This window comes from Variovorax sp. Root318D1 (assembly GCF_001424835.1).
Lineage (GTDB): Bacteria > Pseudomonadota > Gammaproteobacteria > Burkholderiales > Burkholderiaceae_C > Variovorax.
In genome coordinates this window covers 260,483-284,639 of the sequence record NZ_LMCQ01000019.1, presented here as the reverse complement: position 1 = coordinate 284,639, position 24,157 = coordinate 260,483, and the positions used below count along the sequence as shown (strand labels likewise).

The 24,157-nt window shown below is 65.2% G+C and carries 26 protein-coding genes; 6 read left to right on the top strand and 20 right to left on the bottom strand.

What is annotated here, in order from left to right; genetic code table 11:
• Positions 1-14: 14 nt before the first annotated feature.
• A complete protein-coding gene (locus ASC78_RS15690; protein WP_007837167.1) occupies positions 15-647 on the bottom strand; it encodes a response regulator in 633 nt (210 codons plus the stop codon).
• Positions 648-778: 131 nt separating this feature from the next.
• Between ASC78_RS15690 and ASC78_RS15685 the strand changes: the two genes are divergently transcribed.
• The 6 genes from ASC78_RS15685 to ASC78_RS15665 all read left to right on the top strand — a co-directional run bounded on the left by ASC78_RS15685 (position 779) and on the right by ASC78_RS15665 (position 4,365).
• Positions 779-2,098 carry a sensor histidine kinase gene (locus ASC78_RS15685; RefSeq protein ID WP_055802901.1) on the top strand — a complete coding sequence of 440 codons (1,320 nt, stop codon included), beginning with the start codon at positions 779-781 and terminating at the stop codon, positions 2,096-2,098.
• Positions 2,099-2,311: 213 nt separating this feature from the next.
• Entirely contained in the window at positions 2,312-2,476 is a 165-nt protein-coding gene (locus ASC78_RS27100; RefSeq protein ID WP_015866884.1) for a DUF1328 domain-containing protein, read from the top strand.
• Positions 2,477-2,530: 54 nt separating this feature from the next.
• Positions 2,531-2,908 carry a hypothetical protein gene (locus tag ASC78_RS15680; RefSeq protein WP_055802899.1) on the top strand — a complete coding sequence of 126 codons (378 nt, stop codon included), beginning with the start codon at positions 2,531-2,533 and terminating at the stop codon, positions 2,906-2,908.
• 41 nt (positions 2,909-2,949) lie between these two features.
• Positions 2,950-3,333, top strand: coding sequence for a hypothetical protein (locus ASC78_RS15675; protein ID WP_055802897.1), 384 nt, complete (start codon positions 2,950-2,952; stop codon positions 3,331-3,333).
• Positions 3,320-3,808 carry a hypothetical protein gene (locus ASC78_RS15670; RefSeq protein WP_055802895.1) on the top strand — a complete coding sequence of 163 codons (489 nt, stop codon included), beginning with the start codon at positions 3,320-3,322 and terminating at the stop codon, positions 3,806-3,808. Before ASC78_RS15675 ends, ASC78_RS15670 begins: the two co-directional genes overlap by 14 nt.
• Positions 3,805-4,365, top strand: a complete 561-nt coding sequence (locus ASC78_RS15665) for a ferritin-like domain-containing protein (RefSeq protein WP_055802893.1) — start codon at positions 3,805-3,807, stop codon at positions 4,363-4,365. Before ASC78_RS15670 ends, ASC78_RS15665 begins: the two co-directional genes overlap by 4 nt.
• 80 nt (positions 4,366-4,445) lie before the next feature.
• On the opposite strand, the gene ASC78_RS15660 is transcribed toward ASC78_RS15665, so the two are convergent.
• The 19 genes from ASC78_RS15660 to serA form a co-directional block, all read right to left on the bottom strand.
• Positions 4,446-4,961, bottom strand: coding sequence for a BON domain-containing protein (locus tag ASC78_RS15660; protein WP_055802891.1), 516 nt, complete (start codon positions 4,959-4,961; stop codon positions 4,446-4,448).
• A 131-nt stretch (positions 4,962-5,092) separates the two neighbouring features.
• On the bottom strand, positions 5,093-5,926 hold the full coding sequence (locus ASC78_RS15655; RefSeq protein WP_055802889.1) for a DUF429 domain-containing protein: 834 nt from the start codon (positions 5,924-5,926) through the stop codon (positions 5,093-5,095).
• A gap of 12 nt (positions 5,927-5,938) precedes the next feature.
• A complete protein-coding gene (locus ASC78_RS15650; RefSeq protein WP_055802887.1) occupies positions 5,939-6,820 on the bottom strand; it encodes a DMT family transporter in 882 nt (293 codons plus the stop codon).
• Positions 6,821-6,897: 77 nt separating this feature from the next.
• Positions 6,898-7,320, bottom strand: a complete 423-nt coding sequence (locus ASC78_RS15645; protein WP_055802885.1) for a BLUF domain-containing protein — start codon at positions 7,318-7,320, stop codon at positions 6,898-6,900.
• A 2-nt stretch (positions 7,321-7,322) separates the two neighbouring features.
• Positions 7,323-8,054: a GTP cyclohydrolase I gene (gene folE, locus ASC78_RS15640; RefSeq protein WP_055802883.1), complete on the bottom strand. Its 732-nt coding sequence runs from the start codon at positions 8,052-8,054 to the stop codon at positions 7,323-7,325.
• A gap of 81 nt (positions 8,055-8,135) precedes the next feature.
• Positions 8,136-8,888, bottom strand: coding sequence for an endonuclease/exonuclease/phosphatase family protein (locus ASC78_RS15635; RefSeq protein WP_055802882.1), 753 nt, complete (start codon positions 8,886-8,888; stop codon positions 8,136-8,138).
• On the bottom strand, positions 8,885-9,358 hold the full coding sequence (gene nudB / locus ASC78_RS15630) for a dihydroneopterin triphosphate diphosphatase (protein ID WP_055803421.1): 474 nt from the start codon (positions 9,356-9,358) through the stop codon (positions 8,885-8,887). Before nudB ends, ASC78_RS15635 begins: the two co-directional genes overlap by 4 nt.
• 7 nt (positions 9,359-9,365) lie before the next feature.
• Positions 9,366-11,171 carry an aspartate--tRNA ligase gene (gene aspS, locus ASC78_RS15625; protein WP_055802880.1) on the bottom strand — a complete coding sequence of 602 codons (1,806 nt, stop codon included), beginning with the start codon at positions 11,169-11,171 and terminating at the stop codon, positions 9,366-9,368.
• A gap of 33 nt (positions 11,172-11,204) precedes the next feature.
• Positions 11,205-11,825 carry a DUF502 domain-containing protein gene (locus ASC78_RS15620; protein ID WP_055802878.1) on the bottom strand — a complete coding sequence of 207 codons (621 nt, stop codon included), beginning with the start codon at positions 11,823-11,825 and terminating at the stop codon, positions 11,205-11,207.
• 11 nt (positions 11,826-11,836) lie between these two features.
• Positions 11,837-12,190 (bottom strand): FmdB family zinc ribbon protein, encoded by a 354-nt coding sequence (locus ASC78_RS15615; RefSeq protein WP_055802876.1) that lies wholly within the window; start codon positions 12,188-12,190, stop codon positions 11,837-11,839.
• Between the two features lie 113 nt (positions 12,191-12,303).
• Positions 12,304-13,752 (bottom strand): sodium:solute symporter family protein, encoded by a 1,449-nt coding sequence (locus tag ASC78_RS15610; protein ID WP_055802874.1) that lies wholly within the window; start codon positions 13,750-13,752, stop codon positions 12,304-12,306.
• Positions 13,753-13,764: 12 nt separating this feature from the next.
• Positions 13,765-15,330: a ubiquinone biosynthesis regulatory protein kinase UbiB gene (gene ubiB / locus ASC78_RS15605; RefSeq protein ID WP_055802872.1), complete on the bottom strand. Its 1,566-nt coding sequence runs from the start codon at positions 15,328-15,330 to the stop codon at positions 13,765-13,767.
• Positions 15,327-15,887 carry a ubiquinone biosynthesis accessory factor UbiJ gene (locus ASC78_RS15600; RefSeq protein WP_055802870.1) on the bottom strand — a complete coding sequence of 187 codons (561 nt, stop codon included), beginning with the start codon at positions 15,885-15,887 and terminating at the stop codon, positions 15,327-15,329. The genes ubiB and ASC78_RS15600 overlap by 4 nt, the downstream gene beginning before the upstream one ends.
• A gap of 48 nt (positions 15,888-15,935) precedes the next feature.
• On the bottom strand, positions 15,936-16,961 hold the full coding sequence (locus tag ASC78_RS15595) for a Tim44 domain-containing protein (protein ID WP_055802869.1): 1,026 nt from the start codon (positions 16,959-16,961) through the stop codon (positions 15,936-15,938).
• Between the two features lie 34 nt (positions 16,962-16,995).
• On the bottom strand, positions 16,996-17,727 hold the full coding sequence (gene ubiE, locus ASC78_RS15590; RefSeq protein WP_055802866.1) for a bifunctional demethylmenaquinone methyltransferase/2-methoxy-6-polyprenyl-1,4-benzoquinol methylase UbiE: 732 nt from the start codon (positions 17,725-17,727) through the stop codon (positions 16,996-16,998).
• 126 nt (positions 17,728-17,853) lie between these two features.
• On the bottom strand, positions 17,854-18,270 hold the full coding sequence (locus ASC78_RS15585) for a gamma-butyrobetaine hydroxylase-like domain-containing protein (RefSeq protein WP_055802865.1): 417 nt from the start codon (positions 18,268-18,270) through the stop codon (positions 17,854-17,856).
• Positions 18,270-18,719 (bottom strand): HIT family protein, encoded by a 450-nt coding sequence (locus tag ASC78_RS15580; RefSeq protein ID WP_157634462.1) that lies wholly within the window; start codon positions 18,717-18,719, stop codon positions 18,270-18,272. The genes ASC78_RS15585 and ASC78_RS15580 overlap by 1 nt, the downstream gene beginning before the upstream one ends.
• Positions 18,720-18,721: 2 nt before the next feature.
• Complete coding sequence (locus tag ASC78_RS15575) at positions 18,722-22,600, bottom strand: DUF3683 domain-containing protein (RefSeq protein WP_055802859.1); 3,879 nt, start codon at positions 22,598-22,600, stop codon at positions 18,722-18,724.
• A 120-nt stretch (positions 22,601-22,720) separates the two neighbouring features.
• The gene (serA, locus tag ASC78_RS15570) at positions 22,721-23,953 is read right to left on the bottom strand and encodes a phosphoglycerate dehydrogenase (RefSeq protein ID WP_055802857.1); all 1,233 of its coding nucleotides are present in this window, start codon (positions 23,951-23,953) and stop codon (positions 22,721-22,723) included.
• Positions 23,954-24,157 lie beyond the last annotated feature (204 nt).

The window sequence follows — 24,157 nt, the reverse complement described above, 5'->3', positions numbered from 1 at the left end:
CTCTGCCGTTGTTCTTAGTCGATCAGCTTGTTCTTCAGCGCGTAGTACGTGAGGTCGCTGTTGGAAGACAGGTTCATCTTCTCCATCAGGCGCGTACGGTAGGTGCTCACCGTCTTGACCGACAGCGACAGCGTCTTGGCGATGTCGCCCGCGGTTTCGCCCTTGGCAAGCTTCAGGAAAACCTGGAATTCCCGCTCGGACAATTGTTCGTGCGGTGCAGCATCGTCCTTGCGGTCGAGCTGGCGCGCCAGCAACTCGGCCACGGCCGGTGTGATGTAGCGGCGGCCGAGCGAGATGGTGCGAATCGCATTGACGATCTCTATCGGGTCGCACTCCTTGTTGAGGTACCCGCTCGCGCCCTGCCGGATGAGATTCATCGCGTAGTGCTCTTCGGGGTAGCCGCTCAGGATCAGGATACCCACGTCCGGCGCCTTGGCGCGGATCATGGCAAGAGCGTCGATGCCGCTCTGCCCGGGCATGGAGAGGTCCATCACCAGCACGTCGAGTTCGGTGGTACGTACCAGTTCGATGGCTTCGCGGCCGCTGGCGGCTTCGCCGGCCACGCGCAAGTCAACGTGTTCGGAGAAGAACTGCCTCAGGCCAGATCTCACGATGGCGTGGTCGTCCACAATTCCAATTTTGATCATCTGTTACTTTCTTCGTTGTGTCGCATCTGTGGAAGCTGCAACATGCCGGTCCCCTGCTAGTTATCGATTATTCACGAACTTGTGTTGAAAGCACCTTCGAAAGTTTCATGCACTGGTTAACCCCTCCAAAAATGGCCGTGAGCCTCCTGCTCGCGGCGCTGGCTGCACTGGCACTCGTTGGCATCAACGAGGCTGGTTACCGCCAGTCGACCCGTGCCCTGGCAGACATCGGCGAGGCGCAAAAGGTGCGCGCCACGCTCAACCTCATCCTGCAGAACATGCTCGATGCCGAAACCGGCCAGCGAGGCTTCCTCCTGACCGGCGAAGCCAGCTACCGGAAACCCTATGACACGGCCGTGAAGCAGGTCGACGGGCATCTGGCCACCCTACGCCAACTTTACGCCGAACGGCCGACCGAGCGTACCCAGTTGGCAGAGCTCTCCAAACACGTGCTGCGCAAGATCGCCGAAATGGACATGAGCGTGCGGCTGCGGCAGGACGGCAACGACGACGCCTGGAAGTTCGTCATCACGACGGACGTCGGGCGCGAGGAAATGGATGCCATCCGCAAGAGCGCACTCGACCTGGTGGCCATCAGCAACAAGACCCTGCAGGAAAGCCAGGTGCAGGTGATGAAGTCGCTGCAACTCGCTCGTATCGGCACCGCCATCGTGGCGCTCGCCGCTTTTTTTGCGTTCTTCCTGTACCTGCGGCAGACGCATGCGTTGCGCTCCATCGGGGAGCGCCAGCAGGAAACGCTGCAGCGGGAACGCAACGCGCTGGAAGACGAGGTGCGCGAACGCACCGCCTCGCTCGCCGAGTTGGCCACCCATCTGCAGGACGTGCGGGAAACAGAGCGCGGCTATCTCGCCCGCGAGCTGCACGACGAGCTTGGCTCGCTGCTCACCGCCGCCAAGCTGGACGTCGCCCGGCTCAAGTCCAGGCTACTGGATGCGCCAGATGCCACCCAGCGGCTGCAGCACCTGACGGAGCTCCTCAACAGCGGCATCGCGCTCAAGCGCCGCATCATCGAAGACCTGCGCCCCTCGTCGCTTTCGAACCTCGGGCTGGTCGCATCGCTCGAAATCCTGGGACGCGAATTTGCCGAGCGCTCGGGCATCCAGGTGCAGATGGCGCTCGAGCCCGTGATCATGGACGAATCGCGCCAGCTCACGATCTACCGCATGGTGCAGGAGAGCCTCACCAACATCGGCAAGTACGCGGAGGCCACGGAGGCCACAATCGTGCTGAAGAACTACGACAACCACGTGATCGTGGAAGTGGCCGACAACGGCAAGGGCTTCGAACCCCGGCGCGTGCACCCTTCTACCCACGGCCTTGCCGGCATGCGCCACCGGGTCGAGGCCGCCCGCGGCAGGCTCACCATCTCGTCGACGCCGGGCCGCGGCACCCGCTTGAGCGCCATGCTGCCCACAGTCAAGGTGCTCTGAGACACACCGCGGCCGGTGTCGCCGGCAGGCTGCCGCGCCCCCCGTTAAACGCGAGTCCCCGAGGAACTCGGCCATCTCCTACGCACCCCGCGCCCGGTTGCTGACAGGCCCTCGCGGGGGGGGGCCCTTAAGGTTGATTCCAAGCCGTTCATCTCCTTCTTCTTTATTGAACGGGCCACTCAACACGACGAGCGAAGCCTCGAAGGAGTCCCCATGTTGTATTACGCAGTGGTGTTTCTGGTAATCGCGCTGATTGCCGCAGTGTTCGGTTTTGGCGGCATTGCAGCCAGCGCCGTAGGAATCGCAAAGATCCTTTTCGTGATCTTCGCCGTGCTTGCCATCGCCAGTTTCCTGGCCGGCTTGCTCAGGCGCAAGTAGCGTCGTTACGATCAACAGGCTCCCGCAATTCATCTCCCCGGAAAGGAAACTCTCATGAACACGACGACCAAGACTCCCTCGCAAATTGCCGAAGAGGCGCGCCAGACCGCCAACGACGCGGTCGACACGACCCGCGCGTATGCGCAGAACGCAGTGAATGCGGCCGGCGAGAAGGTGCGCGAACTGCGCCGCGATGCGGAACCGGCGGTCGAGCAACTGGCAGCGCGCGTGCAGCAGGCCGTGCAGCGCGGCCTCGATGCGGCCTCGACCACGAGTGCCCGTGCCCAGCGCCGGCTCGAACAGGCGGCCGACGTCACCGGCCGCTATATCTCCGACCAGCCCGTGCGCTCGGTGCTGATTGCCGCCGCAGCTGGCGCCGCGATCACCGCGCTGATCGTGCTGGCCAGCCGCAACCGCCGGGACGACTACTGATCCACTGCCGCTGATACGTTGTTCCACCCATCCCCCGCACCATGCTTCATCCGATCTTTTCCACGGTGCTCGGGCATCCGGAACTCATTGCCGAACACGCGGCGAACTACGCGGCCCTGGTGAGGCAGGAGGCCTCCGAGGCCGGGCGCGGCATCGTCGCGCGCATCGTGGCTGGCGTGCTGGCGGCAGCCAGCGCGATGCTGGCGCTGGGGCTCATCGGCGTTGCGGTGCTGATGGGCGTGCTGCATGGCAGCTTCCACTGGGTGCTGGTGGCCGTACCCGGCGCGGCACTTGCGATTGCCGGCGCCTGCGCCTGGCTGGCCGCACGTCCGTTTCCAGCCTACGGGTTCGACGACCTGCGCGAGCAGGTCCATGCCGACCTGACGGCGTTGCACGCAGCAGGAGCCCGCCATGAACGACGTTGAGCGCAATTCCCTCACGCCGAAAGAGCGGCTTGCCATTTCGCGCCGGGCGCTCGTCAGAGAGCTGAACGGCGACGACGAGCGAGACGACCGCCCTCGCGTCCGGCGCGCTGCGGCCGAGCAGGAGCCGGACGGAACACCCGGCTTCGACGATTCCGAGGCGCAAGGCCATTCATTCGGCCAGAGCCGACGATGGGTCTCGATGGCGCGCAGCATGACCGAGCGCTGGTGGCGCCGCCATCCGGCCCATGCCATGGGCCAGCTTGCGCGGCCCTTGCTCGAACACTATGCGCGCAAGGAGCCGGCCAAGCTCATGGCGATTGCTGCGGGCACGGGCGCGGCGCTCGTGCTGCTCAAGCCGTGGCGCCTGCTTTCGTTCACGGCAGTGCTCGCGGCTGTGCTCAAGACATCCGACGTTGCTGACGTCGTCAACACGCTGATGCAGAAACACACAAGCCCACGAAAGGACCCTTCATGAATGCCCAAGTTTCCACGGCCGCGAACCCGGCGGGACACCAGCATCTGGTGCTCGACGAGAAAGCCATCGGCGAGGCCGCCAAGAGTCTCGACGAAGGCGCCGTCACGCCGAGCTACGGCCCCTGGCGGGACGATGTCGTGAAGCTGCTGAACGACGCGCTCGCCACAGAACTGGTCTGCGTGCTGCGATACAAGCGCCACTACTTCACCGCCCATGGCGTGTCGTCGCCGAAGATCGCCGAAGAATTCCTGGGGCATGCGAATGCAGAGTCGGCCCATGCCGACCGCATTGCGGAACGCATCGTGCAGCTGGGCGGCGAGCCCGACTTTGCGCCTAATCACCTGCTCGACCGCAGCCATGCCAGCTACGACGAGTCCACCGACCTGCAAGCGATGGTGCGCGCCAACCTCGTGGCCGAGCGCATTGCCGTTGAAACCTACCGCCAGATGATCAACCTGATCGGCGACAAGGACCCGACCACGCGGCGCATGCTGGAAGACATTCTTTCCGACGAGGAAGAGCATGCCGACGAGTTGAAGGACTGGCTGAGCCACTGAACGCGCCCTGCGGCCCCGCCACTCAGAAGAAAGCCCGGATGAACCGGGCTTTCTTCATTGGGGCGGAAAGCAAGGAAGCGTCAGCCCTTCACATCGAGTTGGTTGTTCACCGAGGTGACGCCCTGCACGCTCTTGGCGATCTCCTCGGCGCGCGCCTTGGCGGCGGCACTTGGGGCGGGCCCCTTGAGGCTCACGACACCGCCCTTGGTGTCGACGTCGATCTTGGCTGCGCTCAGGTCCGGGTCCTTGGCGAGGCCAGCGGAAACCGATGAGGTGATCGCAGCGTCGTCTACCGAAGCGCTCATGGCGGCGCCGGCGCTCTTGGCCGCGTCCTTCAGGTTGGCCATACCCTCCTTCACCTCGGCGGTGGTGTTGGAGGCATCGATCTTGGCCTTGGCGTCCCGGACAGCCTCTCCAGTCTTGGCGGCGGCGGTATCGGCAGCCTTCTCGGTCTTCGAGATGGCACTGTCGAGCTTCTCGCCGGCCGTGCGGTTGTCCGACCTGTCGCATGCAGCGAGCGTCAGTGCGGCGCCGGCCAACAGCAGGGCGAGCCACGTGCGCGGGTACGGCAAGGTAGTTTGACGAATCTTGTTCATTTGAATCCTCCAGGCGCTCTCACGGAGCTGGGAAAAAGGCTTGGCCACGGAAGCAGCCATGGCTACTCTAACTTTCACGTTGGGCAGCGAGGGTATGGCCAGTGGCCCGAATTTCTGTAGGACAGGAAAGCTCAGGCTGTCGCGATCCAGCCTTCGAGCGGATCGATCTGCTCGGGCAGGCCATAGCCCGGTCCGGGCGTGGAAGCGCGCTGTGCGCTCCAGGCCGCCTGCACCAGGCACAGCACCGCATCGATGTGGTCGCCGCGGGCATCGCCCAGCAACTCGGCGCGCTGTGCGCCGCCGAGCACCAGCCGCAGACCCAGCCGCGAAGTGCCCGCTTCGAGCGATACGAGCAGGTCGCCTCGCGCCGCCAGCCGTTCGGGCGTCTGCTTGGCCATTTCGTCGCTTTTGTAGCTGCGGCGCCCGATCAGCTCGCGCGCCAGCAGCCCCGGATAGGCCTCCAGCGCCACGCGGCCGGGGAGGCAGCCGGCGTGCAGACCCGGCAGGCTCGCGCCCGCGGCCAGTAGCGGCGGCACGCCCGCATGAAGCATGAAGGCCACGGGCGGATTGACCCATTTCATCGACGGGCTCGAACCGGCGGGCGCATCGGTAGCCCGGTGTGCGAACTTGCCGCCGACCGGCCGCGCGGCGCAGAAAGCGGCAAAGGTGGTGCGGATGTCGGCGCGGCTCAGGCCGGCGTAGTGGGTCATGAGCGCGTTCCACTCCCGCGGCCAGCGCAGGTGCTCGACCAGTTCGCGCGGAAGGCCGAAAGGAAAATCGAAACCGCCAATCCATTCCGGTTCGGTGCGCAGCCACCTGGCCCAGGCGTCCAGGGTGGTGAAGCGCTGGAGGCCTGTCAGCGCCAGCGTGCCCTCGTCGCCGTTTCTGCCCGTGCTGCCCGTGGCCACGACGATCGGCTTGCGCGGCGTGGGTGCGCATGAAAAATCGCAACCGAAGAGCAGCATCGAGCTCGGCCCTTACCCTAGCGCAAGCGCCACCACGCCAGCGGCAATGAAGGCGGCGCCCAGCAGGCGCAACAGGCGATCGCCCTCGCGCAGCAGATGGCCGCCGATGAGCGCCGCAAAGAGCATCGAGACTTCACGCGCGGGCGCGACGTGCGAAATGGGCGCCTGCTGCACCGCATAGAGCACTAGCACGTAGGAAACCGGACTGATCGCCGCCACCAGCAGCGCGTACTTCCATTGCGCGCGCCACATGCGCGCCGTGGTAGCGCGGTCGTGCAGCGCCGCGGGCAGCAACAGGCCCACGCGCACGAAGTTGCTGAAGTAGTCGAGCAGGATCGGCGACATCGCCAGGAATTTGACCGCATAGCTGTCGGCCACGGTGTAGGCCGCGATGAAGGCGCCGGTCAGCACGCCGTAGCGGATGCCCTTTTTCACGCGGGCGCTCTGGACGGCGTCATGCTTCTTGCGCCACAGGCCCGGCCCGCCGGCCACCAGGAACACGCCGAGTACCACGCCCGCGATACCAGCAACCCCGATCAGGCTGATGCGCTCGCCAAGGAAGAGAATCGCGACCAGCGACGACAACAGCGGCCCCGAACCACGCGCCAGCGGATAGACCACCGTGAGGTCGGACTTGCGGTAGCCGCGCAGCAGGATGACGTAGTAGAAGACGTGCAGCACACCGCTCAGCGCGACGAAGCCCCACTCCTTGAGGCCCCAGCCTGGCACCACGCGCCAGCCCAGTGCGATGCCCACAGGCGCCCATACGATGGCCATGAACACACCGCTCTGGAAGGCGAAGCGCGCATCGCCATTCGCCTTCTTGGCGGCGATGTTCCAGCTGGCGTGGATGATCCCGGCGAGCAGGATCAGTGCAAAAGCGGAGAGCGGCACCCGCGACTACGCGCTGCGCGCGATCGAGCAACGCCGGACAGCGCGGACACGAAGTGCCGAGCGTGGGGGCACGTGTTCTAGTGGCGGCCGACGATGGCGGCGGTGGCCATCAATTCTTCTAGCAAGGCTAGCGACACCTTGCCCGACACCGCGTACGGATTGAGCTCCGGCTTTTCCGAGTACTTGAGCAGCGTCGAGGCATTGAGCTTGGAGAGGTTGACCTGCCCCATGGTCCAGCCGCCGAAGCGACGCTCGGAAATTTCTTCGTAGTGCAGCAGCACCACATCCTTGTGGCGTGCATCGCGCTGGATGTGGCCGTACAGCTCGCTGATGGCCGTACGGCCGCCTTCGATGGCCTGCAGGAAGGTGCCGGCGCCATAGCAAAGAATGCCGGTGATGCCGCAGGCCGTGTTGTGCGCGCGCGATTGCGCAAGGATGGCTTCGACCGCCTCGGGGCTGTTGTCCACGGCGCGGCTGGCGTAGAGGAGTCGGACCAGCATCTTCAGCTCCTTCTAGGCAGCAGGGAAAGGAATTCGCGGCGCAGGCTCGGGTCTTTCAGGAACACGCCGCGCATCACGGAGTTGATCATCTTGCTGTCCATTTCCTTCACGCCGCGCCAGGCCATGCAGAAGTGCTCGGCTTCCATCACCAGCGCCAAGCCGTCTGGCTGGGTCTTTTCCTGGATCAGGTCGGCCAGCTGCACGACGGCTTCTTCCTGGATCTGCGGACGGCCCATGACCCATTCGGCCAGGCGGGCGTACTTGGACAGGCCGATCACGTTGGTGTGCTCGTTCGGCATGATGCCGATCCACAGCTTGCCGATGATCGGGCAGAAGTGGTGCGAGCAGGCGCTGCGCACGGTGATCGGGCCGACGATCATCAGCTCGTTCAGGTGCTCAGCATTCGGAAACTCGGTGAGCGAAGGCGGCGCCACATAGCGGCCCTTGAACACTTCGTTGAGGTACATCTTGGCCACGCGGCGAGCGGTGTTGCCGGTGTTGTGGTCGTTCTCGAGATCGATCACCAGGCTCTCGAGCACGCCCTTCATCTTGATCTCGACCTCGTCGAGCAAAGACTCCAGCTCGCCCGGCTCGATGAACTCGGCGATGTTGTCGTTGGCGTTGAAGCGCTTGCGCGCGGCCGTCAGGCGCTCGCGGATCTTCACCGAGACGGGTGTGCCCTCGTCGTCGTTGTTGCCATCAGGGCGCGGTTCCACGTCGGTTTTCCTCAGCATCCGCGCATGGTATCAGCGAACCCATTCTGGCTGCCGGGGCGGGAGAAGCGGCGCGGGGTGCAAAGCCCGCCGGGCTCCGCCTCAGGCCAGCGTGAAATCAGCCACCAGCGGCAGGTGATCGGACATCCGGGCCCAGATCGGACCGCGTGGCACCGAGCAGGCCGTGGGCTCGAGCTGCCGCGCGTAGATGAAATCAAGCTGCGCCACCGGCAATCGCGAGGGATAGGTGAGCGTCGGCGGGCCGCGCAGGTCGCTGGTGTCGCGCAAGCCCATGGCATTCATGGCGTGGCGCATGCGTGCGCCCCAGTCGTTGAAGTCACCCGCGACCACCACCGCCTCGCCCGCCGGCACTTCGCGTTCGATGAACTCGCGCAGCCGGGCCACCTGCCGCACACGGCTGCCCTTGATGAGTCCCAGGTGCACAACGATGGCATGCACCGGTCGTTCCTCGAATTCGATGACGACGTGCAACAGCCCGCGTTGCTCGAATCGATGGTCTGAAATATCCTGGTGCCCGGTACGTATCACCGGCCACCGGGTGAGTAGCGCATTGCCATGCTCCCCGTGGCGCGTGACGGCATTGGTCTCGTAGACGGCGGTGTAGCCCTCGGGCGCCAGGAAATCGGCCTGCGGCATCTCGGGCCAGCGCGCAAAACGCGCCTGCGCCTGCCGGTTCATCTTGCGAACCTCCTGCAGGCAGACGATGTCGGCGTCCAGCTGCTCGATCGCATGCCCCAGGTTATGGATTTCGAGGCGCCGGGCAGGCCCGATGCCTTGCACACCCTTGTGGATGTTGTAGGTCGCGACCCGAAGCGTGTGTGCCGGCAGGTTCATCGCGCAAATTCTGGCAGCAACAGAATGGCTTCGGCATTCGATGGGGAAAAACACGCATCGGCGGCCTCGCGATAGGGCAGCCATTTCCAGGCCGTGTGCTCGCGGGGGTGGAGCGTGGGCACCACGCGCTCGGGCACGCAGAGTCCGAAGAGATGCTCGGTGTTGTGCGTGATGCCGGGCTCGTAGCGCGCACGCCAGCCGGGATAGATTTCGTAGACGTTGCGCAGCTGCCAGTCGACCAGCCGGGCTGCCAGCGGGCTGCCCTCCCCGCACTGGATACCGGTTTCTTCCGCCACCTCGCGCGCCGCGGTGAGCGCAAGCGGCTCGTCGAGCAGGTCCTTGCTGCCCGTAACCGACTGCCAGAACTCATGCGCATCCGCGCGCCGAATCAACAGCACCTCGAGCGCCGGCGTGTGAATGACGACCAGCACCGACTCCGGAATCTTCCAGGGCCGGCCGATGGTCGTCATGGACACATCAGGCGGGCTGCTGGACGTTGCGCAGCCGGATGTGCAGCTCGCGCAGCTGCTTCTCGTCGACCGGGCTCGGCGCCTGCGTGAGCAGGTCTTGCGCGCGCTGGGTCTTGGGGAAGGCAATCACGTCGCGGATCGACTCGGCACCGGTCATGAGCATGACCAGGCGATCGAGGCCGATGGCAATGCCGCCGTGCGGCGGCGCGCCATACTGCAGCGCGTCGAGCAGGAAGCCGAACTTGAGCTGCGCGTCCTCTGCATTGATCTTGAGCGCGCGGAAGACCTTGCTCTGCACTTCCTCGCGGTGGATACGCACCGAGCCGCCGCCCATCTCGATGCCGTTCAGCACCATGTCATAGGCCTTGGCAATGCACTTCTCGGGCGCGGTGTCCATGAGGTCTTCATGGCCGTCCTTGGGTGCGGTGAACGGATGGTGCACGGCCGACCAGCGCTGGCCTTCCTCGTCGAACTCGAACATCGGGAAGTCGACCACCCACAGCGGCGCCCAGCGGTCGTCGAACAGGCCCGCCTTCTTGCCGAAGGCGCTGTGGCCGATCTTCACGCGCAGCGCGCCGATGGCGTCGTTGACGACCTTTTCCTTGTCGGCGCCGAAGAACAGGATGTCGCCGTTGCGGGCACCCGTGCGGGCGATGATCTCGGCCAGCGAGGCATCGTCGAGGTTCTTGACGATCGGGCTTTGCAGGCCTTCGCGGCCGGCGGCTGCGTCGTTGACCTTGATGTAGGCCAGGCCCTTGGCGCCGTAGATCTTGACGAACTCTTGATACGCGTCGATCTCGCCGCGCGAGAGGCCGCCTTCGGCACCGCCGCCCGGCACGCGCAGTGCAACGACGCGGCCGCCCTGCATGGTGGCGGCGTTCGAAAACACCTTGAACTCCACGCGCTTCATGAGCTCGGTGAGTTCGGTGAACTCGAGCTTCACGCGCAGGTCGGGCTTGTCGGAGCCGTACTTGAACATCGCGTCCCCGTACGTCATGGTTGGGAACACCGGCAGGTCGATGCCCGCGGCATTGCGGAACACGGTGCGGATCATGCCTTCGAACATCTCGCGGATTTCTTCCTCGGCGAGGAACGAGGTCTCGATGTCGATCTGCGTGAACTCGGGCTGGCGGTCGGCGCGCAGGTCTTCGTCGCGGAAGCACTTCACGATCTGGTAGTAGCGGTCGTAGCCGGCCACCATCAGCAGCTGCTTGAAGAGCTGGGGCGACTGCGGCAGCGCGAAGAAGCTGCCGTCGTGCACGCGGCTGGGCACGAGGTAGTCGCGCGCACCTTCGGGCGTGGACTTGCCGAGCATCGGGGTCTCGATGTCGATGAAGCCGTTGGCATCGAGGAACTTGCGCGTTTCCATCGTGACCTTGTAGCGCAGCATCATGTTGCGCTGCATGGCCGGGCGGCGCAGGTCGAGCACGCGGTGCGTGAGGCGGGTGGTTTCCGAGAGGTTGTCGTCGTCCAGCAGGAACGGCGGCGTGACCGACGGATTCAGCACCTTGAGTTCATGGCACAGCACTTCGATCTTGCCGCTCTTCAGGCTGTCGTTGGTCGTGCCTTCTGGGCGCGAACGCACCAGGCCCGTGATCTGCACGCAGAACTCGTTGCGCAGGTTTTCAGCCACGGCGAAGGTGGAGGCGCGATCGGGGTCGCACACCACCTGCACGTAGCCTTCGCGGTCGCGCACGTCGACGAAGATCACGCCGCCGTGGTCGCGGCGGCGGTTGACCCAGCCGCACAGGGTGACGGTTTGGCCCATCAGGGCTTCGGTCACAAGACCGCAATAGTGAGTACGCATGGCCATATCTTGGATTCCGGCGCCGGAAAGGCGCGTTTTTTACTTGATCGCGATGGATGTGGGGCCGCCGGGAACGACCACCCCCATCGAGACGATGTACTTGAGCGCTTCGTCCACGCTCATCTTGAGTTCGATGCAGTCGCTGCGCTTGAGCATCACGAAATAGCCGCCCGTGGGATTGGGCGTGGTCGGTACGTAGACGCTGAGATAGTCGCCGCCGCCCAGGTGCTCGACCACGTCACCGCCGGGCGTGCCGGTCACGAAGGCGATGGTCCAGACCCCTTCGCGCGGCCACTGCACCAGCACGGCCGTCCGAAAGGCGTTGCCATTCTCGGAAAAGAGCGTGTCGGACACCTGCTTGACGCTCGAGTAGATCGAGCGGACGACGGGGATGCGCCGCACCACCGCGTCGCCCCAGCCCAGCAGGCGCTTGCCCACGAAATTGCTCGCAATGGCGCCGACGCCCAGCAGGATGGCCAGCGTGAGCAGCACGCCAAGACCACGCACGTTGTTGTCATAAAGCCATTTCTGCCAAACCGATGGCAGCACCCAGAGCGTCTGGTCCAGCGTGTCGATGATCCACTTCAGCACCGCCAGGGTGATGAACAGCGGAACAATCACCAGCAAGCCGGAAAACAGCCATTTGCGCAGGGCGAGCATGGTGTGTGTTCTCAGGCGCCTTTGGCGGCTGCTACGGGGGCTGGCGCCGGCGCCGGGCTGGACACAGGGGCGGGCGCAGGACTGGAAGCTTCCGCGGTCTTGGCGGCGGCGGTGACCGGCGCTGCGGAGTCGCCGTTGGCTGCCGCGGGAGCCGCGGTTGCCGGCTCGGCCTTCTTGCCGCCACCGTCGCGGAAATCAGTCACGTACCAGCCGGAACCCTTGAGTTGGAAACCGGCGGCAGTGACTTGCTTCTCGAACGCACTCGCGCCGCACGTCGGGCACACCGTCAGCGGCGCATCGGACATTTTCTGCAGGGCGTCCTTGGCAAAGCCGCAGGCGCTGCACTTGTAGGCGTAAATGGGCATTGGAATTGAATGGAAAAGCGGCGCGGACTCGGCGCAAAGGCCTGACTGAGGCCTGGCAAAGGACGCTCGCAAAGCCCTCGATTATAAGGGCCGCCCCGCCAAGAGGCGCGTCTTCAGGCCGGTTCCGTGGCCAGCAGCCGATGCGGCGTACGGGTGTTGGCCACCCACTGCGGCGCCAGCGATCCGGCCAACATGCCGCCAAAGGAAGCGAGCACGCCGGCCAACTGGGCCGGGAATGCCGCGCCCCAGGGCATCGCCAGGAACAGCAGCCAGGTGCCGATACCGAACAAAATGGAGGCGATCGCGCCCTGGGTGGTGGCGCGGCGCCAGTACAACCCGAACACCAGCGGCACGAAGGCGCCGACCAGCGGCACCTGGTAGGCGCCCGACACCAGTTCGTAGATGGGCGTGCCCTGCATGCGGATGGCATAGGCCAGCACCGCGGCGCTGAAGACCAGCACCGTGATGCGCATGGTCATGAGGTTCTGGCGGTCGGTGCCCGCGGGCCGGAACTGGCGCCAGATGTTTTCGGTGAACGTGACGCTCGGCGCCAGCAAGGTGGCCGAAGCGGTCGACTTGATGGCCGACAGCAGTGCGCCGAAGAACAGCACCTGCATCACGAAGGGCATCTTCTCGAGCACCAGCGTTGGCAGCACCTTCTGCGGATCTTCCTTCAGCAGCGCGGCGGTCTGCTCCGGCATGATGAGCAGCGCGCTCGCCACCAGGAACATGGGCACGAACGCGAACAGGATGTACGCCACGCCGCCGATGACGGGACCGCGCGTGGCGGCCTTGGTGCTGTTGGCCGACATGACGCGCTGGAACACGTCCTGCTGCGGAATGGAGCCCAGCATCATCGTGATGGCCGCGGCAAAGAAAAACACCATGTCGTGCCAGTTGGGCTCGGGCCAGAACTTGAAGAGGTCCTTGCTGACAGCAAACGCCACCACCTTGTCGGCGCCGCCAGCCATGTTGCCCGCGAACACGGCAATGATGGCCAGCCCTGAGACGAGGATGATCATCTGGATGAAGTCGGTCACCGCCACCGACCACATGCCGCCGAACAGGGTGTAGGCCAGGATCGAGACGACGCCGATCACCATGCCCGCCGGAATGCTGATGGCACCGGCCGAGAGCACGTTGAACACAAGCCCCAGCGCCGTGACCTGCGCCGACACCCAGCCCAGGTAGCTCAGCATGATGATGAGCGAGCAGGCCACTTCGACACCGCGGCCGTAGCGCTCGCGGTAGTAGTCGCTGATGGTCAGGAGCGTCATGCGGTAGAGCTTGCCCGCGAAGAACAGCCCGACCAGGATCAGGCAGGTACCCGCGCCGAAGGGGTCTTCGACCACGCCGTTCAGCCCGCTTTCGATGAACTTCGCGGGAATGCCCAGTACCGTTTCGGACCCGAACCAGGTCGCGAAGGTTGTCGTCACGATCATGTAGAGCGGCAGATGCCGCCCCGCGATCGCGAAGTCGGTGGTGTTCTTCACCCGCTTGGCGGCGTAGAGGCCGATCGCGATGGTGACCAGCAGATAAACGACAACCAGCGTCAACAGCACGGGGACTCTCCTCTAGAACAACTTCACGCGCACCAGCACCTGCATGGCGAGCAACCCCAATACAAATCCCATGCCACCATAGAGAATGGCCTGCAGCAACCGGTTGGTCCGTTTCTGCGCGGCCAGGAGTTCCAGCAGCTCACGGCGGTGGTCGGCGGGCCGATTTTCAAGGAAATCGTGCAGCAGGCGCGGCAACTGCGGCAGCAATTTTGCATAGCGCGGCGCCTCGGCCTTGAGCTGCTCGAACAGCTTCCTGGGCCCGATCTGGTCGACCATCCATTTCTCGAGGAACGGCTTGGCGGTATGCCAGAGGTCTAGCTCGGGGTCGAGCTGGCGGCCCAATCCTTCGATATTGAGCAGGGTTTTCTGCAACAGCACCAGCTGCGGCTGGATCTCGACGTGGAAGCGGCGCGAGGTCTGGAACAGGCGCATGAGCACCATGCCGAGCGAGATTTCCCGCAGCGGCCGGTCGAAGTACGGCTCGCAGACGGTGCGTATCGCCGCTTCCAGCTCGTCGATGCGGGTGCCTTCGGGCACCCAGCCGCTTTCGAGGTGAAGCTCGGCCACGCGCTTGTAGTCGCGCCGGAAGAAGGCCACGAAATTCTGCGCCAGGTATTCCTTGTCCGACTCGGTCAGCGTGCCGATGATGCCGAAGTCGAGCGAAATGTAGCGCCCGAAAGTCTCGGGCGCGAGGCTCACCTGGATGTTGCCCGGGTGCATGTCGGCGTGAAAGAAACCGTCGCGAAACACCTGCGTGAAGAAGATCGTGACGCCGTCGCGCGCCAGCTTGGGAATGTCGACACCGGCCGCGCGCAGCCGGTCGAGCTGTGCAATGGGCACGCCGTTCATGCGCTCCATCACGATCACCTCGGGATGGCAGAAATCCCAGAACATCTCGGGAATCAGCACCAGATCAAGCTCGGCCATGTTGCGGCGCAGTTGGGCGGCGTTGGCCGCTTCGCGCACCAGGTCGAGTTCGTCGTGCAGGTATTTGTCGAACTCGCCCACCACCTCGCGCGGCTTCAGGCGCTTGCCATCGGGCGACAGCCTCTCGACCCAGCCGGCCATCATGGCCATGAGGGCCAGGTCTTTCTCGATCACGCCGCGCATGCTGGGACGCAGCACCTTGACCGCGACCTCGCGCACCTCGTCATCGTTGGTGCGAATGGTCGCAAAGTGCACCTGCGCGATCGACGCGCTGGCAATCGGCGTCTCGTCGAACTGGACGAACACGTCGCCCACCGGGCGGCGGAAGGCGCGCTCGATGGTCGCGATGGCCACCGACGAAGGGAACGGCGGCACCCTGTCTTGCAGGAAAGCGAGCTCGTCGGCAATGTCGGGCGGCAGCAGGTCGCGCCGGGTCGACAGCACCTGGCCGAACTTGACGAAGATGGGGCCCAGCCGTTCGAGCGCCTCGCGCAGCCGCTGGCCGCGGGGCGCATCGAGGTTGCGGCCGATGGAAACGACGCGCGCCACCACGCGCAGCCAGGGTTTCTGGAAGCTCGTGAGCACGAGCTCGTCCAGGCCGTAGCGCAGCGCGACCCAGACGATGAAGAGCCCGCGGTAGAAGCGCCTCATTCGGGCGTGCTCGCCGAGCCGCCGGCCTGCTGGGGCTTGCGATCGCCGACGAACTGGCGCAGTGCACCCACCACGCGGCGCGCGCCGTTGGAAATGGTGTGCGCTGGCACATCGCCGATCAGCCGGGCGAGATCGTCCTCGAGATCCCAGCGAACGTGGTCGACCAGCCAGTTGACTTCGGCCGCGAGCTGCACGTCGCCGATGATCTGCACCGAAGGCTTGCCGCCGCGCAAGGTGTTGCGTGCCAGGTCGAAGGGGGATTCGTCGGTGACGGTGAGCGTGAGCTCGGGCACCGATCCGGCGGGCGCGAGGTCAAGGAGGCCGGCGGGCGTGGCCACCAGCTCCATGGTCACGAAGCGCCACTGGAAGCGCACCACCCTCCCCTGCTGCCGCAGCAGCCGCTGCTGGGCCTCAGGTTCCTGCTGCAGCACGTGGTTCAGAAACAGCACAGCACGGTGCTGGATCTCGTGCACCGCCCAGGCGGGCGGCTGAAGGCGCTCGCCGATGCGATTGAATAGATCGTCGAGAAAAGAAAATGGGGACGATGGTGTGGCCATGTCCCCATTATCGGTTCTGCGGACGGCCTCTCGGCCGCCGCGGTGCGCTTACTGAAGCGCTTGCACGCCCGCCACGAGCCAGCCGCTGGTGCCGCTGGTGGGTTTGGTCATGTTCCAGACCTCGCGGAACGGGCCGGGGCCGGCGGAAGCGTCTTCGCGGATCATGCCGGAGAACTCCACGCTTGCCATGTACACGTCGCCCATTTCCTCGATGCCGAGCAGCTTGGCGTCGAGCATCACGACTTCGGTCTTGTTCGAGGCGCCGCCGGTGTGGCTGGCGCGATCGGCCAGCTGGGCGCGGATCTCGTCGACCATGCCGTCGGTCATCATCGAGCGAAGCGTGGTGACGTCAGCGCGGTCCCAGGCGTCCTGCAGGGTCACGAAGTTGCGCTTGGCGGCTGCAAGGAAGCCGTCGACGTCGAAGCCGACCGGAATGCCCCACGACTGCGAACCCGACAGCGCCGAGCCGATCATGCTGCCGCCGGCCGCGGCACCAGCCGCGGAAAGGCTGCTGCCGTGCCGTTCGTCGGTGTGTGCGGGCGTGGCGTCGAAAGCGCTGGTGTTGCGCTCCCAGGGCCGGGCCGACGCGTCATTGCCGACGTTGTTCGGGCTGTACTGCGCGGGGGAACTGGCATTCGCCGGGTTGCCCGCGCCTTCGAATGCGAAGCCGCCCGGGCGGTTGGCGCCCGAAGACGCAGCCGAACGCGCCTTGAACATGCGCCAGACGAACAGTGCGGCCATCACGAGCAGCCCGATCAGCAGGATGTTGGCAAAGCCGGCACCAAGGCCCAGCGAATTCGCGAGCCAGGCAAGGCCGAGGCCGGCAGCGAGGCCGCCGAGCATGGCGCCCCACGGACGCTTCGGTGCCGCGGCAGCGGGCGCCGGCGTGGCAGGCTTGGGCGTTGCGGTGGCCGCGTTTTGCTGGGTGGGCGCAGTGGGCGATGCGGATTCACGCTGCGTCACGTTGGACGACTGGCGACCGACCGATTTGCCGCCGCCGATGCGCGCTGCATCGGCTTGCACGCTGACCAGGGCCAGCACGCAAGCCAGGAACAAAGAACTCAAACTTTTCATGTCGTCTCCTCTTTTGAGCGAAGAATTCGCGTCATCAACACTTGATTCCAACATGAAGGGCGACCACGCCACCCGTCATGTTGTGATAGTCCACATGCCCGAAACCGCCCTCTTTCATGAGGGTCTTGAGCTCGTCCTGCGCGGGGTGCATCCGGATGGATTCGGCCAGGTAGCGATAGCTCGCGTCGTCGCCCGCCACCAGCTTGCCCAGCTTGGGCAGAACGTTGAACGAATACCAGTCGTAGGCCTTGGCGAGTGGCTTGGCGACTTTCGAGAACTCGAGCACCAGGAGCTTGCCGCGCGGCTTGAGCACGCGGTTCATTTCCTTCAGGGCCAAGTCCTTGTGCGTCATGTTGCGGAGGCCGAACGCCACGGTCACCACGTCGAAATGGTCACTCGGGAACGGCAGCTTTTCTGCGTCGCACACCAGAGTGGGCAGCGCGACGCCGGCATCGAGCAGGCGGTCGCGGCCGGTGCGCAGCATGGCTTCGTTGATGTCGGTGTGCACCACCTTGCCGCTGGCACCCACCTTCTTCGAGAAGGCGAGCGCGAGGTCGCCGGTGCCGCCCGCGATGTCGAGCACGCGCGACCCTTCGCCCACGTTGGCCACCATCACGGTGTAGGCCTTCCAGGCGCGATGCAGCCCCATCGACATCAGGTCGTTCATGAGGTCGTAGCGGGTGGCAACGGAATCGAAGACGCCACGGACGCGTTGCGCTTTCTCGCTTTCGTCGACTTTTTCGAAGCCGAAGTGGGTGGTGCTCATGGGACTGATATTAGGGCGGAAGCTCACACCTCAAGAACGCGACCCTCCGAAGACGGCGGGCTTTGTTGCTTTTTTCTTCAAATAGCGGGCCGCAGGACGGCCCCGTGATCGCGGCCAAGGGCCGGCTCAGTGGCTCCCACAGGCGGCACCGCCGCCCTTGTCGAGCATGGGCGCATCGCGGTCGACGCCCGCCGCGGCGAGTCGGCGCTCGTATTCGGCCCAAAGCTCGGCCTCCTTGGCGCCGAGTTCGTACAGCAGGTCCCACGAGAAGATGCCCGTGTCGTGGCCGTCGCTGAAGACCGGCTGCACGGCGTAGTTGCCCACCGGCTTGAGATCGACCAGTTCGACCTCGCGCTTCCCGGTCTGCAGGATTTCCTGACCCGGGCCATGGCCCTGTACCTCGGCGGAGGGCGAATAGATGCGCATCAGCTCGAACGGGATGCGGAAGGTGGCACCGTCGGAGAACCCGACCTCGAGCACACGCGACTGGCCGTGCACGGTGATCGATTGCGGCGTCGGTGCGCCGGCTTGCAAACCTGCCATCAGAAGCTCCTTGTGCCCAGTCGGGCCATCATCGCACGCTCCAGTTCAGGCAGGCGCTCGGCCACGGCAGCCAGTTGGGCTGCATCCGCCTCGCGCTGCACCGGAGCCCACACCGAGCCGGGAAAATGGGTGTCGCCTGCAAAGCGCGCGATCACGTGCCAATGCAGGTGCGGCACCATGTTGCCGAGCGCCGCGAGGTTGATCTTGGCGGGGGACAGATGTTCACGCAGGCACTGCTCGACCACCGTCACCGCTTCCATGCACAGCACACGGTCGGCGGCACTGAGGTCGGAAAATTCCGCTGCGTGCTCGCGCCAGATCACGCGGTAGAAGGCCGGGAAACCGGCCTCTTCGGCATGAATGACGCGAAGCTTCGTGCCTTCGAACACGATGCGGCCACCCGGGCCTTCGCAGAACGGGCAGCCCGGGACCGGGCCGGTGGTGGCCATGGTCATACCAGCACCCGTTCGATCCCGCCGTGGTTGGCCGCCGCCACGTATTCCGGCATCCAGTCCTTGCCGAGGATCTTGTTGGCCATTTCGACCACGATGTAGTCGGCTTCGAGCAGGCCGTTGTTCAGGTCGTTGCCGTAGCGCGAAAGGCCTTGCAGGCAGCTCGGGCAGCTGGTGAGGATCTTGACGTTGTCCTTCTCGCCGACCTGGCCGCTCGCGCGCAATGCGGCCTCGCCCTTCTTGAGCTCTTCTTCCTTGCGGAAGCGGATCTGCGTGGAGATGTCGGGCCGCGACACGCCCAGCGTGCCCGATTCGCCGCAGCAGCGGTCGTTCTTCAGCACGTTGTCGCCGACCAGCGCCTTCACGGTCTTCATCGGGTCCTGCAGCTTCATCGGGCTGTGGCAGGGGTCGTGGTACAGGTAACCGCCACCGCCCGCATCGGCGAGCGTGATGCCCTTCTCGAGCAGGTACTCGTGGATGTCGATGATGCGGCAGCCGGGAAAGATCTTGTCGAACTGGTAGCCCTGCAGCTGGTCGTAGCAGGTGCCGCAGCTCACCACCACGGTCTTGATGTCCAGGTAGTTGAGCGTGTTGGCCACGCGGTGGAAGAGCACGCGGTTGTCCGTGATCATCTTCTCGGCCTTGTCGAACTGGCCGCTGCCGCGCTGCGGGTAGCCACAGCACAGGTATCCGGGCGGCAGCACCGTCTGCACTCCGGCATGCCAGAGCATGGCCTGCGTGGCCAGGCCCACCTGCGAGAACAACCGCTCCGAGCCGCAGCCCGGAAAGTAGAACACCGCCTCCGTCTCCGACGTGGTCGCCTTCGGGTTGCGGATGATCGGCACGTAGTCGGCATCCTCGATGTCGAGCAGCGCGCGCGCCGTCTGCTTCGGCAGGTTGCCCGGCATCTTCTTGTTGATGAAGTGGATCAACTGCTCCTTGATCGGTGCAGGGCCCAGCGTGGCCGGCGGCGCGGCAGTCTGCTTACGGGCAAGCCCGCGCAGCAGGTCGTTCGCCAGGCGCTGCGCCTTGAAGCCGATGCCCACCATGCCCGCGCGCACCGCCTTGATGGTCTGCGGATTGGTCGCGTTGAGGAAGAACATCGCGGCCGCATTGCCGGGCCGGAAGCTCTTTTGCCCCATCTTGCGCAACAGGTTGCGCATGTTCATCGACACGTCGCCAAAGTCGATCTTCACCGGGCACGGCGTGAGGCACTTGTGGCACACGGTGCAATGGTCGGCTACGTCCTCGAACTCTTCCCAGTGCTTGATGCTGATGCCGCGCCGGGTCTGCTCTTCATACAGGAAAGCCTCGACCAGCAGCGAGGTCGCCAGGATCTTGTTGCGCGGGCTGTACAGCAGATTGGCTCGCGGCACGTGGGTGGCGCACACCGGCTTGCACTTGCCGCAGCGCAGGCAGTCCTTCACGCTGTCGGCAATGGCGCCGATGTCGCTCTGCTGCATGATCAGGGACTCGTGACCCATGAGGCCGAAGCTCGGCGTGTAGGCGTTGGTCAAATCGGCATGCAGCTCGACGTTTTCGCCGGCAGGCGGGCGCACCAGCTTGCCCTTGTTGAAGCGGCCTTCGGGGTCAACGCGCTGCTTGTAGTCCATGAAGGGCTTCAGCTCTTCGTCGCTCAGGAATTCGAGCTTGGTGATGCCGATGCCGTGCTCGCCCGAAATCACGCCGTCCAGGCTGCGTGCCAGCGCCATGATGCGCACCACCGCGGCATGCGCGGTCTGCAGCATGTCGTAGTTGTCGCTGTTGACGGGAATGTTGGTGTGCACGTTGCCGTCGCCGGCATGCATGTGCAGCGCCACCCACACACGGCCCTTGAGCACCTGCTTGTGGATCGCCACGCATTCGGCAACGATGGGCGCGAATTCGGCGCCGCTGAAAATTTCCTGCAGCGGCTGGCGCAGTTGGGTCTTCCAGCTGGCGCGCAGGGTGTGGTCTTGCAGCTGCGGAAACAGCCGGTCGGCGTCGCGCAGCCATTCGGCCCAGAGCGCACGCACGCTCTGCACCAGCGCTACGGCCTGCGCCACGCGATCTTCGAGCAGCTCGGCCGCCGGAATTTCATGCGCGTCGTCGCTCTTGCCGAGCGGCAGGTTGCCGCGCAGCAAAAAGGCCTCGAGCGCGTCGGTGAGCTCCAGCTTGTTCTTGAGCGACAGCTCGATGTTGATGCGCTCGATGCCGTCGCTGTACTCGGCCATGCGCGGTAGCGGAATCACCACGTCTTCGTTGATCTTGAAGGCGTTGGTGTGCTTGCTGATGGCGGCCGTGCGCTTGCGGTCGAGCCAGAATTTCTTGCGCGCCTCAGGGCTGATGGCGATGAAGCCTTCGCCGCTGCGCGAATTGGCGATGCGCACCACTTCCGACGTGACGCGCGCCACGGCGTCGGCGTCGTCGCCCGCGATGTCGCCGAACAGCACCATCTTCGGCAGACCGCCGTGCTTCTTCGACTTGGTGGCGTAGCCCACGGCCTTCAGGTAGCGGTCGTCCAGGTGCTCCAGACCGGCCAGCAGCACACCAGAGCGCTTCTGCTCGGCGAACATGAAGTCCTTGATCTCGACGATGCTGGGCACCGCGTCCTTCGCGTTGCCGAAGAATTCGAGGCACACGGTGCGCGTGTGCGCCGGCATGCGGTGCACCACCCAGCGGCAGCTGGTGATGAGGCCGTCGCAGCCTTCTTTCTGGATGCCCGGCAGGCCAGAAAGGAACTTGTCGGTCACGTCCTTGCCGAGGCCTTCCTTGCGGAAGGTGCGGCCGGGAATGTCGAGGCGCTCGGTGCGCAGCTTGGTCTTGCCGTCGGCGGCGTAGTACTGCAACTCGAACACGGCGCTCTCGGCGTCGTGGATCTTGCCGAGGTTGTGGCCGATGCGCGTGACCTCGAGCCATTCGGCCTGCGGCGTCACCATGCGCCATGAAGCCAGGTTGTCGAGCGCCGTGCCCCAGAGCACGGCCTTCTTGCCGCCCGCATTCATCGCCACGTTGCCACCGACGCACGAGGCTTCGGCGGAGGTCGGGTCGACCGCGAACACATAGCCGGCCCGCTCGGCGGCATCGGCCACGCGCTGCGTGACCACGCCCGCCTCGGTCCAGACAGTGGCCACGGGCGCATCGAGGCCGGGCAGCGAGACCATCTCGACCTCGGTCATGGCCTCGAGCTTTTCGGTGTTGATGACCACGCTCTTCCACGTGAGCGGAATCGCGCCGCCGGTGTAGCCGGTGCCGCCGCCGCGCGGAATGATGGTGAGCCCCAGTTCGATGCAGCCCTTGACCAGCAGGGCCATCTCGGCCTCGGTGTCGGGGCACAGCACCACGAAGGGATATTCCACGCGCCAGTCGGTGGCGTCGGTCACGTGCGACACGCGCGAGAGGCCGTCGAACTTGATGTTGTCCTTGGCCGTGAGGCGGCCCAGTACGCGCGTGGCCTTGCGGCGAAGGGCCGCCACATCGCGAAAGGCGGAGTCGAAGGCCGCGACGGCCTGGCCGACGAGGCCCGTGAGTTCGCCCACGAGCTGGTCGCGTGGCAGGTCGCTGTCGGGGGTGCGGCGCTTCTGCACCTCAGCGAGGCGATGCCTGAGCGCATCGACCAGTTGCCCGCGGCGGCGAGGGTTGTCCAGCAGGTCGTCGACCAGGTAGGGGTTGCGCTGGACCACCCAGATGTCGCCGAGCACCTCGTAGAGCATGCGGGCCGATCGGCCGGTACGGCGCTCGGCGCGCAGGGTCTGGAGCAGTTCCCAGCCGCGCTCGCCCAACAGGCGGATCACGATCTCTCGGTCGGAAAAGCTGGTGTAGTTATAGGGGATCTCGCGCAGTCGTACAGGCTCTGCGGCCTGTGACAACAGCGTGGTCAACGCGGTCGGAGCATTCATCGGGGTGGCACCTCGGCCGGGCGCTGCGCGCCCATAGCCGGGGGTGGAGATTTTAGGGCAGCGCCCGGGGGTTTGCCCGGGGCCGCCTCCGTTCCCCTATTAAGTAGCCCCTGGGGAACCTCAGAACAGCACTCGGCTGCGGATCGTCCCGTTCACCTTGGCCAACTTTTCCAGGGCCAGGTCGGAATACGCCGCGTCGATGTCCGTCACCACGTAGCCGATCTTCTCGTTGGTCTGCAGGAACTGCGAGGAAATGTTGATGTTGTTGTCCGAGAAGATCTTGTTGATCTCCGACAGCACGCCCGGCACGTTGCGGTGGATGTGCAGCAGCCGGTGCTTGCCAGGGTGCGCAGGCAGCGCCACCTCTGGAAAGTTGACCGACGAGGTCGAGGTGCCGTTGTCGCTGTACTTCACCAGTTTTTCCGCCACCTCGAGACCGATGTTGGCCTGCGCCTCCATCGTCGAGCCGCCGATGTGGGGCGTGAGGATCACGTTGTCGAGCCCGCGCAGCGGCGACTGGAACTCATCCTTGTTGGTGCGCGGTTCGACCGGGAAGACGTCGATCGCGGCGCCCAGCAGCTTGTTCTGCTTCAGCGCCTCGGCCAGCGGCTCGATTTCGACGACCGAGCCGCGCGAGGCATTGATCAGGATCGAGCCCGGCTTCATGGCGGCGATTTCCGCCGCGCCGATCATCCATTGCGTGGCCTGCGTCTCCGGCACGTGCAGGGTCACGATGTCGCTCTGGGCCAGCAACTGGTGCAGTTCCCGCACCTGGCGCGCATTGCCCAGTGGCAGCTTGGTCACCACGTCGTAGAAGGCCACGTTCATGCCCAGCGCCTCGGCCAGCACCGACAACTGGGCACCAATGGAGCCGTAGCCCACGATGCCCAGCGTCTTGCCGCGGATCTCGAACGCGTTCTCGGCCGACTTGAGCCAGCCGCCGCGGTGCGCCACCGCGCTTTTTTCGGGCACGCCGCGCAAAAGAAGAATGGCTTCGGCCAGCACCAGCTCGGCCACCGAGCGGGTGTTGGAATAAGGGGCGTTAAACACCGCCACGCCATGCTCGCGCGCGGCATCCAGGTCGACCTGGTTGGTGCCGATGCAAAAGCAACCCGCCGCCACCAGCTTCTGGGCGGCTGCAAAGACTTCGGCCGTCAATTGCGTGCGCGAACGGATGCCCAGAAAGTGGACGTCGGCGATCTTGGCCTTGAGCTCCGCGTCGGGCAGCGCGCCCGGCAGCGACTCGATGTTGGTGTAGCCCGCGCCGCGCAGCACCTCCACCGCCGAAGGGTGAATGCCCTCCAGCAGAAGGAACTTGATCCGGCTTTTTTCGAGGGAGGTTTTGCTGCTCATGACGTACTCGCGGAAGCCCCGGCCGCGGCAACAGGCTAGGCCGAAAAAGGCGAATGCGATGCTAGCATGCTGCGGCGCAACACGAGCCCCCCCGCACCGCCAGGAGCCTTGTGCCAAAGGGGTTTTCCCGATTGGAAGATGACAACGGTCCGTGCGCCAATGTGACGCGGCTGTGTCATCCACATGGCCTAGCATCCGCGCTTT

Coding starts and splice junctions, on each gene's coding strand:
- ASC78_RS15690 (WP_007837167.1), bottom strand. CDS start 647: ATGATCAAAATTGGAATTGTGGACGACCACGCCATCGTGAGATCTGGC.
- ASC78_RS15685 (WP_055802901.1), top strand. CDS start 779: ATGGCCGTGAGCCTCCTGCTCGCGGCGCTGGCTGCACTGGCACTCGTT.
- ASC78_RS27100 (WP_015866884.1), top strand. CDS start 2,312: ATGTTGTATTACGCAGTGGTGTTTCTGGTAATCGCGCTGATTGCCGCA.
- ASC78_RS15680 (WP_055802899.1), top strand. CDS start 2,531: ATGAACACGACGACCAAGACTCCCTCGCAAATTGCCGAAGAGGCGCGC.
- ASC78_RS15675 (WP_055802897.1), top strand. CDS start 2,950: ATGCTTCATCCGATCTTTTCCACGGTGCTCGGGCATCCGGAACTCATT.
- ASC78_RS15670 (WP_055802895.1), top strand. CDS start 3,320: ATGAACGACGTTGAGCGCAATTCCCTCACGCCGAAAGAGCGGCTTGCC.
- ASC78_RS15665 (WP_055802893.1), top strand. CDS start 3,805: ATGAATGCCCAAGTTTCCACGGCCGCGAACCCGGCGGGACACCAGCAT.
- ASC78_RS15660 (WP_055802891.1), bottom strand. CDS start 4,961: ATGAACAAGATTCGTCAAACTACCTTGCCGTACCCGCGCACGTGGCTC.
- ASC78_RS15655 (WP_055802889.1), bottom strand. CDS start 5,926: ATGCTGCTCTTCGGTTGCGATTTTTCATGCGCACCCACGCCGCGCAAG.
- ASC78_RS15645 (WP_055802885.1), bottom strand. CDS start 7,320: ATGCTGGTCCGACTCCTCTACGCCAGCCGCGCCGTGGACAACAGCCCC.
- folE (WP_055802883.1), bottom strand. CDS start 8,054: ATGCTGAGGAAAACCGACGTGGAACCGCGCCCTGATGGCAACAACGAC.
- ASC78_RS15635 (WP_055802882.1), bottom strand. CDS start 8,888: ATGAACCTGCCGGCACACACGCTTCGGGTCGCGACCTACAACATCCAC.
- nudB (WP_055803421.1), bottom strand. CDS start 9,358: ATGACGACCATCGGCCGGCCCTGGAAGATTCCGGAGTCGGTGCTGGTC.
- aspS (WP_055802880.1), bottom strand. CDS start 11,171: ATGGCCATGCGTACTCACTATTGCGGTCTTGTGACCGAAGCCCTGATG.
- ASC78_RS15620 (WP_055802878.1), bottom strand. CDS start 11,825: ATGCTCGCCCTGCGCAAATGGCTGTTTTCCGGCTTGCTGGTGATTGTT.
- ASC78_RS15615 (WP_055802876.1), bottom strand. CDS start 12,190: ATGCCCATTTACGCCTACAAGTGCAGCGCCTGCGGCTTTGCCAAGGAC.
- ubiB (WP_055802872.1), bottom strand. CDS start 15,330: ATGAGGCGCTTCTACCGCGGGCTCTTCATCGTCTGGGTCGCGCTGCGC.
- ASC78_RS15600 (WP_055802870.1), bottom strand. CDS start 15,887: ATGGCCACACCATCGTCCCCATTTTCTTTTCTCGACGATCTATTCAAT.
- ASC78_RS15595 (WP_055802869.1), bottom strand. CDS start 16,961: ATGAAAAGTTTGAGTTCTTTGTTCCTGGCTTGCGTGCTGGCCCTGGTC.
- ubiE (WP_055802866.1), bottom strand. CDS start 17,727: ATGAGCACCACCCACTTCGGCTTCGAAAAAGTCGACGAAAGCGAGAAA.
- ASC78_RS15585 (WP_055802865.1), bottom strand. CDS start 18,270: ATGGCAGGTTTGCAAGCCGGCGCACCGACGCCGCAATCGATCACCGTG.
- ASC78_RS15580 (WP_157634462.1), bottom strand. CDS start 18,719: ATGGCCACCACCGGCCCGGTCCCGGGCTGCCCGTTCTGCGAAGGCCCG.
- ASC78_RS15575 (WP_055802859.1), bottom strand. CDS start 22,600: ATGAATGCTCCGACCGCGTTGACCACGCTGTTGTCACAGGCCGCAGAG.
- serA (WP_055802857.1), bottom strand. CDS start 23,953: ATGAGCAGCAAAACCTCCCTCGAAAAAAGCCGGATCAAGTTCCTTCTG.